This is a genomic window from Idiomarina xiamenensis 10-D-4, assembly GCF_000299895.1.
In the GTDB taxonomy this organism is placed as follows: Bacteria; Pseudomonadota; Gammaproteobacteria; order Enterobacterales; family Alteromonadaceae; genus Idiomarina; species Idiomarina xiamenensis.
This window is the reverse complement of record NZ_AMRG01000010.1, coordinates 32,955-49,959: the sequence shown is the minus strand read 5'-3', so window position 1 is coordinate 49,959 and position 17,005 is coordinate 32,955. Positions and strand designations below refer to the sequence as shown.

Sequence of the window (17,005 nt, the reverse complement as noted above, 5' to 3'; positions counted from 1 at the left end):
GCACTCGTTGAATGATCAATAGCGCATTACAGAAATTAATTAAGGAAATCCCCATGAAAACCACTATACAAACCTGCCTGATGGCGTTGATGTTAGTGCTTAGCCTGCCCGTTGCAGCGCAATCGATGAATTTACAACAAGCGATGTCGGCACTAAGCGAAGCCAAAACGGCTGGTACCGTTGGCGAAAAAGCTGATGGTTATTTAGGCGCTGTCACTAACTCAGCACGCGCCGAGCAAATTGTTGAGTTAATTAATGACGCTCGTCGTCAGGAATATACCCGTATTGCCGAAGAAAACAATATCGCCGTCGCAGATGTTGAAGCAATGGCAGGTAAACGCGCCATCGAGCGTACGCAATCGGGATATTACGTACAAATCAACGGCGATTGGGTTAAAAAACCGTGACCCAAAAACCGAGCAATGTGCTCAAACCGACCGCCATCGCGGCTAGCGACCCTTGCCCTTGTCGGCGAGGGTCAGCGCAACCGTTGAGCTACGCAGACTGTTGTGCGGCGCTGCATCAAGGTCAGCACTTGGCTATCGACGCCGAACAACTGATGCGATCACGCTACAGCGCATTTTACCTTCATTTGACCGATTACTTGCTGCAAAGCTGGCATCCACAAACTCGCCCAGCGCATTTAGATGGAAACGATTCTCCCGCTTGGCGGCGGCTACAAATCCTACACCACGAGATCATCAATGAAACGCAACAAAAGGTTCATTTCCGGGCGTTTTACTTAGTTCAAGGGCAACTCGATTGGTTAGAAGAAATCTCGGATTTTGAGCAGGTGGATGGCCGCTGGTTTTACCATAGCGGCAACATCCTCAATTAGCGCGTTAGTGAGCGCCTAGCCTGCTGCACCCGCTTTAGCGTTGGGTTGACGTTGCCATAACCCCCAGCAAACTAGCACTAATAACAAGCTGAACTCCAACCATTGCCAAACCCAATCGTTAAATAGCCCTTGCGGAATGCACGATAGCCAAGCGCTAGTAAAAGCGCCGACAAATAACCAAACCGCACCAGCTACAAGACGCTGACGACTGGCAGCAATGTGATGACTTAACCCAGCAGGAAAAACCCGACTACGCATGAACCACAATAGATAGAGATAGCCTAAAAATAGCCACGGCAAACTTTGCCAACTTAATTCAGTAGCGGTCAATGCGTAAGCACAATAAACGCCCAGCGCCACCGTGAGCAACGCAATACATAGCGCTACAGCGGTTTCACGACGAATGATAGGCATAACAGGTATCCTCGAAATAATGGCATAAACAATTTGCTCAGCTAAGCTCGGCTGCCAATCACCGAGCTTAGCCTATTTATTGATTAGAAAATGTAATGTGGCTAAAAACGTGAGTGCCGTGATGCTGCTTGGCGTTGCATCACGCCAAAGCGATAAATGACAATGCCGCAGCGAAGTGCAAACGCAAAAATCGTACTGTAAATAAATGTCGGCACAAACCAGCTGACGATATTGTCACTCAGTAAATCCCAGCGCGTGGTTGCCACTCCACCGTAGATATCACGAACCAAACCATCCGGATTTTCCAGCCAAAACCAAGCGCTGAAGACCAGCGATAACACGGCCGCAAATTTAAACGCTGCCACCACCGCCCATTTTATACTGCTCGCTACATGATTGAATACTTGCATAACGTGTCCCTACCCATTTTGACGCTGACGAATGGCGTTAACTAACTGCTCTTTATTCATATTGCTACGTCCGGCAATCGATAACTGCTTAGCGCGGTTATACAGTTCCTGACGCGTACGCTCGGGTAACGGCGTATTCGGATTACCACTGCCTTGTGGTGTCGCATTATCGGTGCGACCTTGTTGCTGACGCCGTTTATTGACCGTGCGCGCAGCAATTTCCTCAGCCTCATCGTTAGTTTTACCGTCATCTCGCATTTGTTGCTTAATATGCTGGTACTGACGCTCGTCTTTATCGCTCCATGCATCTGGCATTTAACACCTCCTTGTTAGTTAAATGGCTAGCTTTTCACTCTTAAGTTTACGACGCTTTTGCAAAAAAAGTTTGCTGCAAACGCTAACGTTCATGAAAAGATCACGTAAAATATTCGGGTCAAATTGATGCAGGATATTAAAATCATGTACTTATCTGCAGAAGCTATCGCGGCCATGCCCGCAGAACAAAAAACTCACTTTTTAAATCCGTTAGCGGTACGACTAAACAAGTCGTTGGGCGATGCCGGTGGCTTAAAAAATATCGGCGTGCATATTATCGAGGTTGCGCCCGGACACTTCTCTACTGAATTTCATCGCCATCACTTTGAAGAAGAATGTATCTACGTATTAGCAGGCAGTGCTCGCTTACGACAAGGCAACAATATTCATCAAGTCGGTGTCGGCGACTTTATCAGCTGTCCGATTGATGGTAGCGCGCACGACCTGTTCAATAACGGCAGCGAAACATTGCGTTGCTTGGTTATCGGGCAACGCTTGGCACAAGATGTATCAGACTATCCAGAAAAAGGTAAACGCCTATATCGCAATCTGATCGGTGCGCATAAACAGTGGGATTTAGTCGCTATAGACGACATCGAATCCATCGCACGCTAACGCTCGCCCTCCTGCACCACGGTTACTTGCGCATTGAGCGCCGCTTCGCCGTTCATCAACACCTGCAACCGAATCGGCTCGCCGCCAGCGGCGCCGGTTTAAAAATCCCATGCCAACGATAACCACAGGCGTCGACCATCTTCGACGTAACCATAGGCTTGCTCGGTAATGTCTTTGTCGAATAAGTTGTAAATACCTACACCTAATTTCCAGTCATTGTTGATGCGGTAATTAACCCCCAGATCGGCCAAGGTATAGGACGGCGCGACCAAGCTGCCACTCGAAGGACCGGTAGTTGGTTGGCTTTCCTCGCCACGGAAGTGCAGCCGAACCCAGCTTTGCCACGCGTCTGATATTTGCCAGTTAAGGTTGGTTTGTAATAAGTGCTTCGGTAATTGGTTAAGCGGCTCGCCTTGATATTGACCCGTTTTTTGCTCTGAGTCGGTAAAGGTATAGTTACCGCTCCAGCTTAGCTGGTCGTTCAGCTGTGCATTGAAAGTCAGCTCTATTCCTTGCGTAATAGCTTCGTCGACATTGATATAGGTCGTGGGGTCTGAACCAAACTCGTTAGGACCGTCGGTACATTGTGTCGCCGGGCACTGTACGCGCGAGATCTTATCGTCAAACTCGTTATAAAAGATGCTGGCAGAGGTACTAAAATCAGCCGTCCAATTGGTATACCAACCGAGTTCGTAGTTTAGCGATTTTTCTGGTGCTAAATCAGGATTACCGTAGATATTACCGCCACGGCTCACTTGCCCCCATTGCGGCTCGGTCTGACGCAAGCTCGGTGCGCGATAGCCGCTAGAAATACCACCTTTAATGACGGTATCGCCTGACAACGTATAAACACCGTATAAGCGCGGACTAAAATGACCAGAAAACTGCTCGTCGCGGTCATAGCGTAAGCCTAATGTCAGCGCAAATGCAGCATTCATTTTCCATTCATCTTCGGCAAACAACGACCATTGGTCATTGCTGATGTTTTGTAAATCACTAATACGGTTGCTGGTTTGGTCTTGCAATTCTTCTTTTAAATAAGCCGCACCAACGCTGGCACTATGAGAGAGCCCTAACGGCAACGACCACAACGTCTGAAAGTCGGTATTTTTTATGGTCATTAAGCGCGATTTGTTATCAAACTCGTCGTACTTGAGGTAGCTACGTGAACTGCCGATATCCCACAAGCCATTATGTGCGATAGAAAAGCTCTTGCTATCGTATTCAGTATAAGCGGTCGCCGGACAACTACGGCCACAGCTCTCGCCCTCGGCGAGCGGTTCGACGGTTTTACCCAGCGTCGAATCTAAGCGTTGTACAGCCTGTCCAGCCTCGAACATAAACTCGTGTTGATGAGATGGCGTCCATGCCAGTTTAGCTTTCACGTTGTCAGCCTGACGACCACGAAAGCCTTCGTAGATGTCATCTTCCTGACGCTGCGTCCACTGTCCATATAACTGTAAGCCAAGGGTATCGGGGATCAGTGTACCGGCGGTATAAAAATTAGCTTGGTAACGGTCACCCGACTCGTCCCGTTGGTGCAAGGTGGCATCGACTCGCACTTGTCCACGCCATTGCTCGGGCGTTTTCTTGGTAATGATGTTAATGACACCGCCGATGGCATCAGAACCATACAATGACGACATCGGGCCACGAATAATTTCGATACGATCGATCGCCGCTAATGGCGGTGTCCAACCGCTTTCGACACCGGGGCCATCGCTGTTGGGTCGGGTTTCACGCGACGATTGCCGCTGACCGTCGATTAAGATCAAGGTGTATTGGCTACTCATGCCGCGTAGACTAATGTCCTGACGGTCACCGCCGCCGGTTACGATAGCGCCGGGGACATCGGCCATCGCATCGGTTAAATCTTGATAAAAACGCGCCGACAACGCCTCTTGGTCGATGACGGTAATAGATGCCGGAGCATCCTTTAACTGTTGCTCAAAACCCGAAGCCGTGACCACGATCACTTCCATATCCTGCGCCATATCGGCAGCCGCGGCATAAACTGCCGGGCTGCTGGCGGTCGCTAATAGTGCGGCAACGGCGCTCGCCAGTTTTGTGCGAACCGTTCGCGTTTGCTTATCCATTGTTTACCTCTGCTTAAAGATAGGTTAATATCCAAATGATAATTATTTTCATTCGCAAGATAAACTGACAGTTCTTAACACTCAACCGAGTTATTTTTAACTCTGTTTTTAACGGCTCTTAACGTTATGAATAAAAAGTTAATGCGCACCCTATCGGTGTTCGTAAAAACGGTCGAATCGGCAAGTATGAGCAACGCCGCCAAACAGCTTTACATGACTACATCGGCGGTCAGCCAGCACATTCAAAAGCTGGAACAAGAGGTTGGGTTAGCGCTATTTAATCGCAATACGCGTACCCTAACGCTGACCGAAGCAGGCGAGATCTATTACAAAAGCAGTGTCAAACTACTAGCAACAGCCAATCAAACCGAGCAACGGCTACAGCAATTACAACAGACACCCTCGGGTGAATTAAAAGTCATTGCGCCGGTTGGTTTTGGCGGTGGCTTATTGAGTCAACCGCTGAAATATTTGATCGACGAATTCAGCCAGATCCAAATGCAAATCACGCTCACCGACGAACCGGTCGATATCATTGCCAGCGGCGCCGACATCGCTTTATGCATCGGACCATTACAGGACTCTAGTTTAGTTGCCAGACATCTGGCCGACTGGAATATGGTGCTATGTTGCAGTAGCGATAGCCCACTCACAAAGTCGTCAGTGGATATACAAGCACTCAGCGAACAGCCGCGTATTAGCCATATCAGCGAAACACGCCAGCTATTAACCAGCAATAATAAGTCGCAGGCGCAATTACCAGCGCCACGACTCACCCTGAACAATATGAATGGCATGATCCAGCTAACCTTGGATAATGTTGGCTATGCGTTATTACCAGAGCCGGAAGTACGTCATCACCTACAGGCCGGCCGGCTTTGTCAGTTGTCGCCCGCTTGCGGTTGGCAAGCACCGATGTTCAGCGTCTATGCGGTAACACCACAGCGCCACTCGGTGCCGGCTAAAACTAAAGCAGCGATTGCTAGCTTAAAAAAATGGTTCGATAAAGTCGGTCAAGCACAAGCCGTTAACCACTGATTAGTGACCATCACGACAGTTCGGCCATATCCTCGCGTTTATCGACTTTATGGCCTTCCTCAGTACGCCCTGCGCGCCAATAGCTACTAATATACATAGCCTGCCGGTCAAGCCCGAGTTGTTGAGTAAGGTAGCGTCGAATAGCGCGCATGGCGTCAAATTCGGTCGCTACCCAAATATTACTGTGCGCATTGGGCGCGGGTAATTGCTGCGCCATTTTAGCTTGCTGTTGGCTATCTGCGGTGGCGCTAACCAGCCAGCGAATATCGATACCAGCAGGTGCATTTAACGATTGAATATCAGCCTCGCTGTGCACTTGAATCAAACAATCACCACGCGCATCTTTAGGCAACTGCGCCAATAAAACGCTTAATGCCGGTAACGCGGTCATATCGGCGATTAACCAATAACGTTGCTGGGCTTGATAGGTTGGATATTGGCTATGCCCCGGCCCAGCGATTTGCAACTGATCGCCGGGCATTACCGAATTTAACCAACGTAGCGCCGGACCCGCAGGTCCGGCAAAAGGCGTGTGCCGCACTAGGTCGATACTGAGTTGCTGCTGTTCAGGGTCGACCGTGCGCAAGGTATATGTGCGCATGATGGGCCTGTCACCGTTCGCCAGCATCGTACTAATGTCGGTACCGCCCTGCTGGTTAAAGAGTAACTTTACGTAGCCGCCGGCATCCGCAGCGATTAACGAATGGCCTTGGTAACGGCAATGAATACGCCGCATATGCGGGGTAATGTCCTCAATATTAAGCACTTTAAGCTGAGTCAATTGCATAATTTTAAAACGACTATTATCAGCGTTATGGTCGTTCCATCTTACGCCGCTGAACGGGCGTTGTCGAAGCAGTTCTGCTGTAAAATCAATTTATCTTTGCTTGATAAAAACTCGCATTAGCACTCTCTCACTGTATTTAAAAGCTGACTTTAAAAACTATTTAGAGCAACCCTGAGTATTTGTTTTTAATCAATAAAGACTCTATGGTTAAGCATAAAAACCGCAACTTTGTTAAGGACTTTGATGTATGCGTAAGTCGGCACTTTATCTCTCTTTGATTGTGACCATTTTGGCCGCAATTGGCAGCTACTATAACTACCACATTGGCTGGCTGTTATTGATCAGCATTCCAGTACTGGTTATAGCCTTCAGTGACCGTTTGCAGAAATCACATTCGCTATTACGCAACTATCCCTTTTTTGCGCATGCACGCTGGCTTACCGAGGCCATACGTCCTTATTTTCGTCAATACCTGATGGAATCAGAAACCTCAGGACGGCCCATTAGCCGCATGTACCGTTCGATTGTCTATCAGCGCGCAAAAAACAGTTTGGATACCATTCCTTTTGGTACCAAAGTCGACACAAATCGCGTTGGCTACGAATGGATAGGACACTCCATCACCGCTCATAGCCCTAAAGAAGATCCCCATCATAATCGTGTACAGGTGGGTAACCAGCAATGTCAGCAGCCCTACTCTGCTAGCTTATTAAATATTTCGGCAATGAGTTTTGGTGCGTTGAGTAATAACGCCATCCGGGCGCTAAATAAAGGTGCCAAAATGGGTAGCTTTTATCACAACACGGGTGAAGGTGGCCTTAGTGACTATCATTTGGAACATGGTGGAGACGTAGTTTGGCAAATTGGCACGGGTTACTTTGGTTGCCGTAATAAAGACGGTAACTTTGACGCCGAATCGTTCAAAGAAAAAGCACAGTTAGACGCCGTTAAAATGGTCGAAATAAAACTTTCGCAGGGCGCTAAACCCGGTCACGGCGGTATTTTACCAGCGGCTAAAAACACCCAAGAAATCGCTCGTATTCGGCAAGTTCCCGAGGGTACCGACGTGTTATCACCACCCTCGCATACCGCATTTTCGACACCGCAGGGCTTGCTGGAATTTGTCCAACAATTACGTGATTTAAGTGGTGGTAAACCGGTTGGTTTTAAATTATGTGTCGGCAATAAATCAGAATTTATCGCTATCTGTAAAGCCATGCGCGAGCGACAAATTTATCCTGATTTTATTACCGTAGACGGCGGTGAAGGTGGTACCGGCGCGGCACCATTAGAGTATAGCAACTCCATCGGCATGCCACTGCGTGACGCGCTGGTTTTTGTCGATGATTGCTTACGTGGTTTCGACTTACGCGAGCACGTTAAAATCATTGCCTCAGGTAAAATTTTTACCGCCTTTCACATCGTCAAGTACATCGCTTTAGGCGCCGATTTATGTAATAGCGCACGCGGTATGATGTTTGCCTTGGGCTGTGTGCAATCCCTGACCTGTAATACCAACCGCTGCCCAACCGGCGTGGCTACCCAAGATCCGCGCTTAGCTAAGGGCCTAGTCGTTAGCGATAAGTCGGTACGGGTGAAAAACTTTCATGAGAAAACCGTTAAAGCCACCAACGAACTATTAAGCTCGGTCGGCTTGCACAGTGTGACCGAAGTGAAACGTAAGCATATCTTTCGCCGCGTAACCGCCTCAACGGTACTACGGTTTGACGAGATTTACCCTGTACAAGCCGCCGGTTGTTTTTTACGCGATGAGATACCTGATAAGTATCGGCTATACTATGATGAGGCTCAAGCCGATAGCTTCGCGCCACTGGAGGTGTCAGCATGAATAAACGCATCGCTTGCTTACTGGCGGCAGCTATTGCTAGCGTACTTCTTAGCGCGCTACTTTGGCTTAAAGCATATTGGCAAATTTTACCGCAACTGAACATCATCAGCGTCATTGCCGCCCACCTAGAAATTGCCGATGGCGCCGCTTGGTGGTTGCACGGCGTAGTCGCTACCCTACTTTACAGCGTGCTGTTTTATTGGTTAAACGCACACAGCGCAGACAATAACTATGTGCTTCGCGGTATTGTCGTCGGCTTATTAGGGTGGCTGGTGATCATGTTGTTTATTATGCCTGCATTAGGTTTTGGGCTATTTATTGCCGATATTTCCCAAGGCCCCTTACCAGCGGTAGCCACCTTAATTGTGCACTTATGCTATGGCGCTTGTTTAGGAACCTGCTATGGTTATTTTATCGGTTGGCGGCCTGCACCAGAATGAGCGCAGCGCGTTATCGGTACCGATGTTGTGATCCATTTTGGTCATTAACCACTATTGATAGACAGTGCGTTAGCAACACAGGCACTGCAACGGACGTTAGCCTGTTTTAGAGTTCATAAAACGTTGCCAAAATTGCGGCAATATTGAGCAAAGTTTAAAGCTATCGTAAATGTTAAGCGCCTCTAAGCTAACCGCTATATAGTAAAGATGTGGTCGCAGGATGACCAACAAACAAGATTCATTGACAAAACAGGAAGGTTGACCGATGAAACAACGTAGCAAACTTTTAACCAGTGGTGTAATGGCATTATCGGTATTAACGCTAGCAGCGTGTTCTGAAGCACAGCGCGACTCTGCTGAACAGAAGTCTGAGCAAGCCATGGAATCTGCTGAACAAACCGCTAATGACGTTGCTGATTCAGCCAAAAAAGGTATGAACGAAGCGGGCGAGTACATTGATGACTCAGTTATCACCGCTCGTGTTAAAGCAAAATTGATGGACGATGATAATCTGGATAACTCAGACATCAGCGTCGAAACTACCGATGGCGTGGTTAGCTTGACCGGTACAGTCGCAAAAGAGGCTGATATTGATACCGCCGAAAACTTGACCGAAATGGTCGAAGGCGTGAAATCAGTCGAGAACGAGCTGAAAGTTGGCAATTAATTGCTAAGCACTGACTAAAAAGCCACGCCTCGCGTGGCTTTTTTTATGCTAATTTAAGCTGATCTGGTATTTACTAGAGAACAACACATATGCACATAACCAACATTAACCAATGTGCTGCCACGTTAAGTCAGTATTTGCAAGCTCACCGGCCACTCACCGTTCTAGCCGGTGCCGGTTTAAGTACCGCCTCCGGTATCCCTAGTTATCGCGACGAAAATGGCAACTGGCAACAATCGCCACCGGTGCAGCATCAACAGTTCATGCAGCATCACCATGTCCGGCAACGCTATTGGGCTCGTAGTCTTCATGGCTGGCCTAACCTTTATCAGGCGCAACCTAATCTCGCCCATAAGGCCATTCAACAGCTACAACAGGCTGGCTATATCGGCACCATCATCACTCAGAATGTCGATGGTTTGCAGCAACGCGCGGGTAGCGACCGAGTCATTAATTTGCATGGCGATGCCAACCAAATGCGTTGCATGCAGTGTGGTCAATTGACACCACGCTTAGACATGCACCAGCGTAGCTTGCAGCTTAACCCAACTTTTGCTGATCATGAGGCATCCGTGTTAGCCGACGGCGACGCCAATCTTGAGGTCGACTTTAGCCAGTTTCAGGTGCCTGCTTGCCGAAGTTGCGACGGCATTTTAAAGCCCGATGTGGTGTATTTTGGTGACAATGTGCCGCGCGACCGGGTTGAGCAAGCGCAGCAGGCACTGGCACATAGCGGCGGCTTATTGGTGATTGGTTCGTCATTAATGGTGTTTTCGGGGTATCGCTTTGCCCGTCAAGCGGTGCAAGCTCAGCAACCACTAATTTTACTCAATCGCGGCAAGAATCGCGCCGACGATATCGCCACGGTCAAACTCGACAGCGATCTCAGCGCTACTTTACTGAGCACGGTTGAGCGGTTGTTGCGGCCGCCCGGGGAACGACTCGGTGAGCCTGAATTAACCAATTCCGAGGGGTCAACTGCGGCGCACAAAAACGTCGCAAGTTAACTTCATAGCCCTGTTCTTGTAAGAATAAAACTCGATCCAGCAACAGCCATAATTCCAAAGGCTGCCGAAATAACTGCTGCACCGACTCAATTTGTCGGATCAAGGCAACTTTGGCTGCAGCGAGCTTTAACAATGCCTCGCTGACTATCGGTGTGGTCACGCTTAAGCCTTGCTGTGACGCCGCCCAAGCCACAAATTCGCTGAGCTCGCCATGTAATTGCGCAGCTCGCACGGCACCAAGCGGCCGGTACTGATTATCGCCGCTAGCGCTTTGCCGCCAGCACTGATAAGCCATACGCCATAACAATTCACGCTGACGTAAACGCTGCGCTCGCTGACCGCCAGTCACCACCCCTTGCACCGCCAACTTCAAATCTAAACGCGATAACTTTAGATCACGCTGTTTGCCAGCCTGCGACAACGGCTGATAACTATCGCCGTCAATCAGGTGGTAACAACAAGGGGCAATGTGTAACTCGGCGGTCTGTGCGCTTACCGCCTGCTGCAACAAGCTTAGGTGTAGCTGCCCACAGGCATGTAGCGCCAGTACCCGCCGGTGTTGGCTTAACAACAGACGACTGTCGTTGCTAAGCACATCCATAGTCACAAACCGTTGTGCGACTTGATGTTGTTCAGCCAGCTGTTGCCCTTGCTGACACAAGTCGTCTTGCCACTCAACACTGGTGACCGCCTGCTGCCGCTGGAAACTCAATAAACGCCCCAAATGACCTTTACCAGCACACCACTCTAGGGTGTCAGCTAGCGCCGAGCTAGTATTTAACGGCGTTAACGGCTCGTCTACCGCATCCAAAAAAGCAGTAATTTGTGCTAACTTACGCCCACCAATACCGCTAGTCAGCCAAAACGGCCAACGCGCTTCGCTAGTTTTGATAGCGCTAGCCGCGTCGTCGTTGCAAGAGCTGATAGCCGGTAGTGACTGTAAAGCGGGAAAAAAGCGCAACAGCTCAGCGTCGCTAACGACGCCCGACGGCTGTTGTATATATCGACATAACTCGGTGTTATGCCAAGGCAATTGCGTCTGCTGAAAGCTGGCAAGCTGCCAATAACCGCGGTATTCCAGCAAAACATCCGTGTAATGCCGGAAAAGCTGTCGAAACTGACCCAATTCGGTTTGCTGAGCGTTGTTGATGCGCATAACCCTGAATAATCACACCGCCAAAGTGAACCAGAAAGTGCGCCAGATTATACGCTTGCATCACGCTCGCCACCATAACAATGGTTATTTGGGGGTGTCAGCCTTACTGATTTTTACCCAAAAATAAATCGCATAAAACATGCATAAACCCAGCACTATCGCGAGTCCGGTAAAGGAAAAGAAAATCACCGGGTCTTGCATAAACTGTTGCCATAAACTCATGACACACCTCCTCAATAATTGACTGCCAACAGTATGCCAAATAGCGCCGACACAATTCCCTGACCCCGATCAACAATTCCCGCTAACACCATTCAGCCAAGCAAGTTGCCGCTCAAATAATGCAAAAAGAATGTAAAAAAACTGGCAATCGCCACTAAAGGCTGCCTGAATGTTAACCAGTCGTTATTGGAAAATGACTACAGCAGCCCATCAAGCTAATGAAAATAATAAGGATAAGTTATGTTCTATAACAGGCGACCTACGCTTAAACGCGGTTATCTCACACTTTGTTTATGCGCTGCTTTAACTGGCTTAAGCAGCACGCCGGCAGCCATCGCCCAACAAACCGAGCAACAACGCGACAATGCCGATAATGATCCAGACGACATCGAGAAAATCACCGTGGTAGGTAGTAATATCCGTGGTGCACAAGCCGCTGGGCGCTTGCCGGTAACGCTGCTCAGCGAAGAAGATATCGAGAACACCGGCGCCATCACCGGCGACGACTTGTTACGCTCGATCCCGCAAGTCGGCGATGTCAGCTTTAATAACGAACGTTCCATCGGTGGCGTCAACGATGCCCGCGGCGACGTTGCCTCGATCAACTTACGCGGTATCGGCACGGGCAATACCCTCACGCTATTAAATGGCCGTCGCTTGGTGCTGCACCCGGGCACACAAACCGAAAACTTTGTTCCGGTAACAACAGTCAACTCAAATACCCTGCCGGTGGCCGGCTTACGCCGCTTAGAAGTATTGCGTGACGGCGCTGCCGCGCTGTACGGCACCGATGCCGTAGCCGGTGTGGTGAACTATGTATTGAAGAAAGACTTGAACCAAAGTCAGTTAACGGTCAATGCCGGTGATGCCAGCGGTACCGGCATGAATCAATATTTAGTCAACGGCTCGACCGGCTTTTATTTTAATGACAATAAAAGTCATTTGAGTTTATCGGCAGCCTACTATACGCGCGACGAGATTGGCGCCAATGAACGCCCTTATTCCGCCTCCGAGGATCGCCGTAACAACCCTCGCGTGCCCGCCGGATTTAGCGGTGATTCACAACTTGATAACCGTTCGCTGTCTAGCCCCTGGGCCATCTTTGACGGTGACACCATCGGTCGTTTTCATGTTCGGCCGGAAGCCATGGGCGATTGTTTTCAAACGCTCGGCGACGGTGTTTGTGCAGCGCCAGGCTCACTCCCAGACAATATGCAGTACGATGCGCCGCAACAGGATCAAAGTATGACCTCGGCCATCGACCGCTTTAACCTGTTTGGCTATTACACCCAGCAACTCGGCAGCAATATGGAGTTATTCGCCGAGGCGCTGTACTACCAAGCCAACTCCAAACGCCGCCGTGAACAAAATGCCAACCTCACTGCGCAACGCTTTACCATCAGCCCAGATGCCTACTATAACCCGTTCGGGGAAACCGTGACTTTGCGCAACATTCGCCCCATGGATGTCGGTCCTCGACGCATTGAAGTAGAAGATACCAGCTACCGTTTACTCGCCGGTCTGCGTGGCTATATCGATAGTTGGGAATGGGAATCGGCACTGCTGTACTCCCGCGCCGATACCCTCGATACTGGCTACAATCGCATTCGCGTCAGTGCGTTACAGCAAGCCATTAACGCCAGCGATGCTGCCAATGCTTATAATCCCTTTATTGGTGGCGATCCAAATAACCTCAATAGTGGCACGGCGGTTTACAACGACGCTGCGGTCATCGCCGGCTTAACTGCCGATATTACTCGCGATAGCAGCACCGAACTGGCACTGTGGGACTTCAAAATATCTAACCCGATACTGACCTCTTGGTATGCGGGAGATATCGGCCTGGCCGCGGGCATTGAATACCGCTACGAATCCTATGCCGACGACCGCCATGAGTTGCTGGATGGCTCAACCCCCTTTTACGATCAAATCACCGGCGAACTGCTGACCGATTCCGATGTACTGGGTAGTAGTGCAACCCCCGATAGCCGAGGTAGCCGCAACGTGTTCTCGGCCTATACCGAATTATTGGTGCCATTGATGGATGATATGGACGTGCAGTTGGCGTTACGCTACGAGCGCTTCTCAGACGTCGGTGATGTGCTTAAACCGAAAGTCGCCTGGAGTTGGGCGCCCAGCGATATTATTCAGTTTCGAGCCTCATACTCTGGCGGCTTTCGCGCCCCCAACCTACCGCAAGTGGTCGAACAAGGCGTCTCGCGCACCAACTCGCGTATCGACCCGGTATTGGATGACAGCTATAGCATCACCGAGGTGCGCGGCGGCAACCAACAACTCGAGCCTGAAGATGACAAAATTTATAGCTACGGCGTCGCTATCGCACCACTCGACAACTTATTGATCAGTATCGACCAGTGGCATATCAAGCAAGAGGGTGTGGTGGGTATACTTAATAGCCAAACCCATCTGCTGTATGATTCGCTATTACGGGCACAAGGTTCTGCTAACCCGGCGGTGGTTCGTGATGATGACCTCGAGGTAATTTACGTTAATAATCAATATGCCAATCTCGACGAACGCCGCATCGCCGGTACCGATATCAGCATCAGCTATCGCTTAAACGACACCCCGATTGGTCAATTTGATTTCGCCATTAATGGCGCTTATCTGGCTAAATTTGAGCAAACTCCCGATCCGATCAGTGCCGAAGTATTAGCCGAACAAGCCGCAGGCAATCCAGCAGTGCCAATCGACATTACGGTGGTGGGCGCTGGTGATTTACGGCAAATGGATGGTAATCCGAAATGGCGTGCGTTCAGCCGTTTAGATTGGGACTATGGTAATTGGGGCGCGGGCATTCGTGTTAATTACGTCGGTGATTTTTACGAAACCAGCGTTACCGATAGCGACGGAAATATGATGCCAATTGCCAGCTGGACGACTACCGACGCTTACCTAGATTATCATTTTGACGATTGGTTAAACGGCGTCAAATTACGTATTGGTGCGCGCAACATTGGCAATAAAGCGCCACCGTTAGCAGACGAAAGCTTTGGTTATTTCTCCAATGTACACTCCAATTTAGGTCGTTATACGTATGCTACATTAACATGGAGCTTTTAATGACACAGGAGTGCGCGTATGGAGTTAGTGGTAACGGCTACCTTGCTGACTCAGGTAACACTGGCACAGATTACGCTACCTGAGCCGTTAACCGAAAAGCAGCAACCGCAAAATTGCCAGTTTGACGAAGTCAGCTTTACCACTGACTTCGCCGCTGGTCGCTTGCACCATTGCCAAGCCGCTGATGACAACGGTTATATACTTTACTTGCGCCCCGAACGCGAACAAATCAACCCGAGTCCCTGGTACGCTTTTCGTATCCAAAACCATGCCGAAAACACCACTACCTATCAGTTAACCATCGTCGCCAGCCGTGGTATTGGTCGCTACACGCCAAAGCGTAGTGACGATAAAAAAACCTGGCAAGCGTTATCATTTGAAGAAGGTGACGGCCGTATTAGCTTCGATATTACCCTAGCGGGTGACAGTGAAGTTTACGTCGCCGGGCAAGAAATCATGGACAATGTCGGCTATATCGACTGGCTCAGTACCTTGCTCAAAAACCCACAACAGCAACAAGTCATCTCTTTGGGGGTATCCAGCGAGGGCCGTAACTTGGCCGCGATAGAGCACCGTGCCCCGGATAGCGAGCGCTGGTTAATTTTGATCGGACGCCAACATCCACCGGAGATCACCGGCGCCCTCGCGCTGCAACACTTTGGCCAATTACTGTTTAGCGACGATGCTAACGCGCAAGCCTTTCGGCAGCGCTATAATATCTTGCTGGTTCCCAATATGAACCCCGATGGGGTTTATCATGGCAACTGGCGACTAACCGCCACCGGCGTTGATATGAACCGCGACTGGCAAGCCCGCACGCAACCCGAAACCCAAGCCTTATTTAAGTACTTAGAAGCCCTTTATGAACGCGGTGAACGGATTGAATTGGCGATTGATTTTCACTCGACCCGGCGCGATGTGTTTTATACCATGCCCAGCGACTATAAGCCGAGTACCGGCATTCCGCTGAAACAGCCGGAGCGCGTACGCGAGTGGCTGGATGAAGTCATCAATATGGTGTCTAAAACGGTCGAACTGGACTACAAGGCCGGTAGTCACCCCAAAAGTGGCGTTTTTAAACAATTTATTACTGACCATTACGGCGCCCCCGCCGTCACCTATGAGGTGGGTGATGATAGTGACCGAGATAACATCAAGATCGTCGCTGCAGCGGCGTTGCAGACCTTGATTGAACGCCTGATGCCCGACCAAGCAGCAGACGATAAAAACCTGATAGAGGTCGATGACACCGATATCGCCGTGGATGAGGAGCAAAATAATGGCGGCAGCGACGCAGCAGACGCTAAGCAAGCCGCGCCAAAGCATGACCGCGCGAGTACGGACGATAGCGATAACGACAATCAACCATCAACACCAGCCGCGCCCACAGATAATCCACTCAGCAAAGCAATACAGGAGCTCAATTGGTCATGACATTACCCTTTTCCCAAGCCTGCGAGAATAACAAAGCAGCCATTTTAACCTGCCTAAAAAATACCTTTCAGCAAGCTAGCAAAGTACTTGAGGTCGGCAGTGGTAGCGGCCAGCATGCCGTTTACTTTAGGCAGCAGTTGCCGCACCTGCAGTGGCAATGCAGCGACCGGCAGATCAACCTGCGCGGTTTACAGGCACGATTAGATGCCGAAGCCCCGCAATTACCCGCAGCGAAGGCGTTTGATGTCATGCAGCAAGCACCGGTCACCGATGTTGACGCGCTATTTAGCGCGAATACCTGTCACATCATGCCAACCACCGCAGTAGAGGCATTATTTGCTCATTTCAGCAGCGATTTAGGTGCCGTTAAACGCCTGTGTATTTATGGTCCATTTAATGATGATGGCAATTATAGCAGCGCCAGTAACGCCGATTTTGACCGTTATTTACGTTCGCGCGACGTTCAGATGGGGATCCGTGACCAACAATGGATAGCCGCGCTGGCTCAAGCACAAGGCTTTCAGCTAGTGGCCAATAACGCCATGCCAGCCAATAATCGTTTGCTAGATTTTAAACGTGATTGAATGCTGGGAAAGACAAGCGCACCAGCAAAGCAAATATGCTGATGCGCTG

General features: G+C 49.7%; 18 protein-coding genes. 11 read left to right on the top strand and 7 right to left on the bottom strand.

All coding sequences use genetic code 11. From position 1 onward, the window contains the following. The first annotated feature begins 53 nt into the window (after positions 1-53). Complete coding sequence (locus tag A10D4_RS08680; protein WP_008489013.1) at positions 54-407, top strand: YdbL family probable chaperone protein; 354 nt, start codon at positions 54-56, stop codon at positions 405-407. Next, the gene (locus A10D4_RS14250) at positions 404-838 is read left to right on the top strand and encodes a YchJ family protein (protein ID WP_008489011.1); all 435 of its coding nucleotides are present in this window, start codon (positions 404-406) and stop codon (positions 836-838) included. The genes A10D4_RS08680 and A10D4_RS14250 overlap by 4 nt, the downstream gene beginning before the upstream one ends. A 15-nt stretch (positions 839-853) precedes the next feature. Here A10D4_RS14250 and A10D4_RS08670 read toward each other — a convergent pair whose 3' ends face one another. From A10D4_RS08670 to A10D4_RS08660, 3 genes are all read right to left on the bottom strand, one after another. Beyond that, on the bottom strand, positions 854-1,252 hold the full coding sequence (locus A10D4_RS08670) for a hypothetical protein (protein WP_008489010.1): 399 nt from the start codon (positions 1,250-1,252) through the stop codon (positions 854-856). 101 nt (positions 1,253-1,353) lie between these two features. Then, complete coding sequence (locus A10D4_RS08665) at positions 1,354-1,662, bottom strand: hypothetical protein (RefSeq protein WP_008489009.1); 309 nt, start codon at positions 1,660-1,662, stop codon at positions 1,354-1,356. Positions 1,663-1,671: 9 nt separating this feature from the next. Then, on the bottom strand, positions 1,672-1,977 hold the full coding sequence (locus A10D4_RS08660; protein WP_008489008.1) for a Rho termination factor N-terminal domain-containing protein: 306 nt from the start codon (positions 1,975-1,977) through the stop codon (positions 1,672-1,674). A gap of 144 nt (positions 1,978-2,121) precedes the next feature. On the opposite strand from A10D4_RS08660, the gene A10D4_RS08655 reads away from it, so the two are divergent. Continuing rightward, a complete protein-coding gene (locus tag A10D4_RS08655) occupies positions 2,122-2,592 on the top strand; it encodes a cupin domain-containing protein (protein WP_008489007.1) in 471 nt (156 codons plus the stop codon). 98 nt (positions 2,593-2,690) lie between these two features. Here A10D4_RS08655 and A10D4_RS08650 read toward each other — a convergent pair whose 3' ends face one another. Continuing rightward, on the bottom strand, positions 2,691-4,688 hold the full coding sequence (locus A10D4_RS08650; protein ID WP_008489006.1) for a ligand-gated channel protein: 1,998 nt from the start codon (positions 4,686-4,688) through the stop codon (positions 2,691-2,693). Between the two features lie 126 nt (positions 4,689-4,814). On the opposite strand from A10D4_RS08650, the gene A10D4_RS08645 reads away from it, so the two are divergent. Further along, positions 4,815-5,726 carry a LysR family transcriptional regulator gene (locus A10D4_RS08645; protein WP_008489005.1) on the top strand — a complete coding sequence of 304 codons (912 nt, stop codon included), beginning with the start codon at positions 4,815-4,817 and terminating at the stop codon, positions 5,724-5,726. Between the two features lie 10 nt (positions 5,727-5,736). Here the strand turns inward: A10D4_RS08645 and A10D4_RS08640 are convergent, their stop codons facing one another. Then, the gene (locus A10D4_RS08640) at positions 5,737-6,513 is read right to left on the bottom strand and encodes a siderophore-interacting protein (RefSeq protein ID WP_040502794.1); all 777 of its coding nucleotides are present in this window, start codon (positions 6,511-6,513) and stop codon (positions 5,737-5,739) included. Positions 6,514-6,760: 247 nt separating this feature from the next. Here A10D4_RS08640 and A10D4_RS08635 point away from each other — a divergent pair, with 247 nt between their 5' ends. The 4 genes from A10D4_RS08635 to A10D4_RS13875 all read left to right on the top strand — a co-directional run bounded on the left by A10D4_RS08635 (position 6,761) and on the right by A10D4_RS13875 (position 10,476). After that, positions 6,761-8,362 (top strand): FMN-binding glutamate synthase family protein, encoded by a 1,602-nt coding sequence (locus tag A10D4_RS08635; RefSeq protein ID WP_008489003.1) that lies wholly within the window; start codon positions 6,761-6,763, stop codon positions 8,360-8,362. Continuing rightward, positions 8,359-8,802, top strand: coding sequence for a DUF6789 family protein (locus A10D4_RS08630; protein ID WP_008489002.1), 444 nt, complete (start codon positions 8,359-8,361; stop codon positions 8,800-8,802). Before A10D4_RS08635 ends, A10D4_RS08630 begins: the two co-directional genes overlap by 4 nt. A gap of 265 nt (positions 8,803-9,067) precedes the next feature. Beyond that, positions 9,068-9,469 carry a BON domain-containing protein gene (locus tag A10D4_RS08625; protein ID WP_008489001.1) on the top strand — a complete coding sequence of 134 codons (402 nt, stop codon included), beginning with the start codon at positions 9,068-9,070 and terminating at the stop codon, positions 9,467-9,469. An 89-nt stretch (positions 9,470-9,558) separates the two neighbouring features. Next, a complete protein-coding gene (locus tag A10D4_RS13875) occupies positions 9,559-10,476 on the top strand; it encodes an NAD-dependent protein deacetylase (protein ID WP_083849640.1) in 918 nt (305 codons plus the stop codon). On the opposite strand, the gene A10D4_RS08620 is transcribed toward A10D4_RS13875, so the two are convergent. Together A10D4_RS08620 and A10D4_RS14090 are read right to left on the bottom strand one after the other, a co-directional pair. Further along, entirely contained in the window at positions 10,361-11,632 is a 1,272-nt protein-coding gene (locus tag A10D4_RS08620; RefSeq protein ID WP_008488999.1) for a methyltransferase, read from the bottom strand. The two genes, A10D4_RS13875 and A10D4_RS08620, sit on opposite strands and share 116 nt — an antisense overlap. Before the next feature lie 84 nt (positions 11,633-11,716). Continuing rightward, entirely contained in the window at positions 11,717-11,854 is a 138-nt protein-coding gene (locus A10D4_RS14090; RefSeq protein ID WP_156812120.1) for a DUF3149 domain-containing protein, read from the bottom strand. 240 nt (positions 11,855-12,094) lie between these two features. Here A10D4_RS14090 and A10D4_RS08615 point away from each other — a divergent pair, with 240 nt between their 5' ends. Genes A10D4_RS08615 through A10D4_RS08605 form a run of 3 tightly spaced genes read left to right on the top strand, consistent with a single transcriptional unit; the run spans position 12,095 to position 16,956 of the window. Next, complete coding sequence (locus A10D4_RS08615; RefSeq protein ID WP_008488998.1) at positions 12,095-14,938, top strand: TonB-dependent receptor domain-containing protein; 2,844 nt, start codon at positions 12,095-12,097, stop codon at positions 14,936-14,938. Positions 14,939-14,956: 18 nt separating this feature from the next. Next, the gene (locus A10D4_RS08610) at positions 14,957-16,372 is read left to right on the top strand and encodes a M14 family metallopeptidase (protein WP_008488997.1); all 1,416 of its coding nucleotides are present in this window, start codon (positions 14,957-14,959) and stop codon (positions 16,370-16,372) included. Further along, positions 16,369-16,956 carry a DUF938 domain-containing protein gene (locus A10D4_RS08605; protein ID WP_008488996.1) on the top strand — a complete coding sequence of 196 codons (588 nt, stop codon included), beginning with the start codon at positions 16,369-16,371 and terminating at the stop codon, positions 16,954-16,956. Before A10D4_RS08610 ends, A10D4_RS08605 begins: the two co-directional genes overlap by 4 nt. The last annotated feature ends 49 nt before the right edge of the window (positions 16,957-17,005 follow it).